The following is a 1000-nucleotide window of genomic DNA, read 5'->3' as shown; positions in this document are numbered from 1 at the left end:
GGCTCTTCGATCTTGAGGGGGAAGGACGTCGGCGTGGCCTGACGTGCGAGAGCTCGTGACCCCATGACACTGGCTGTTGATCTAAGACAGTCTGTGACGGGGGCCACGAGCTGTGAACGACAGTACTTCCATCCTGTTCGGCATGCCGGAAATCGCGGTGACGAAGGTCGAACGCGTCGCCGTTGACCAGAACGAATCAGTGCGAGTGGTGCATATCGAACGGCCCGAGGACTGGGCCGCCTGCCCCGAGTGCGGAGTCGTCTCCACCACCGTCCGGCAGCGCCGCACGACCCGGCCGCGGGATCTGCCCTACGGCGAAGAGCAACTGACAGTGCGCTGGCACAAGCGCCAGTTCGCCTGCGCCGAACCGCTGTGCCCGCGCAAGGCGTTCACCGAGTCAGTGGCCGAGATCCCGCCCCGGGCGCGGGTGACCGGCCGGTTGTGCCGAGCGGCCGCCCGCCGCGTGGCCTGCGGCGCTTCGGTGGCAGCCGCCTGTCGCGAGTACCGGCTGGCCTGGCCACTGGTGCATCGGCACCTGACCGCGCTGGCCGATGAGCTGCTGGCCGAGCCGGAGCCGGTCGAGGTCCTGGGCATCGACGAGACCCGCCGCGGCCGGGCCCGCTGGCGCAAGAGGCCCGACGGCACCTGGGACAAGCTGGAGCGGTTCGAGACCAACTTCGTCGACCTGTCCGGCGGTCAAGGGCTGCTGGGCCAGGCCGCCGGCCGTACCGGCAGCGCGGTCGTCGACTGGCTCACCGCGCGGGGTCCCCAGTGGAAACAAGCCGTGCGCGTGGTCGCGATCGACCCGGCCGCCTGCTACCGCACCGCCATCCGGCGCTCACTGCCGCACGCCACCATCGTGGTGGACCACTTCCACCTCATCGCCCTGGCCAACAAGGCCCTCACCAGCATCCGCCAGCGCGTCACCCGCGATCGGCGCGGCCGCCGAGGCCGCGCCAGCGACCCCGAATGGGCCAACCGCCACCGCCTGCTCCGCGCC

At 70.9% G+C, this 1000-nt stretch carries 1 protein-coding gene; it reads left to right on the top strand.

Going from position 1 to position 1000, the window contains the following annotated elements; genetic code table 11:
* Nucleotides 1-142: 142 nt before the first annotated feature.
* Nucleotides 143-1000: transposase (locus IEY82_RS38695; protein WP_189129272.1), on the top strand; the 858-nt coding region annotated here is incomplete at its 3' end.

Origin of the sequence: Nonomuraea cavernae (assembly GCF_014646355.1) — a bacterium.
GTDB lineage: Bacteria > Actinomycetota > Actinomycetes > Streptosporangiales > Streptosporangiaceae > Nonomuraea > Nonomuraea cavernae.
The sequence above is the reverse complement of the archived record's forward strand: the minus strand, read 5'-3'. Positions and strand labels throughout refer to the sequence as shown.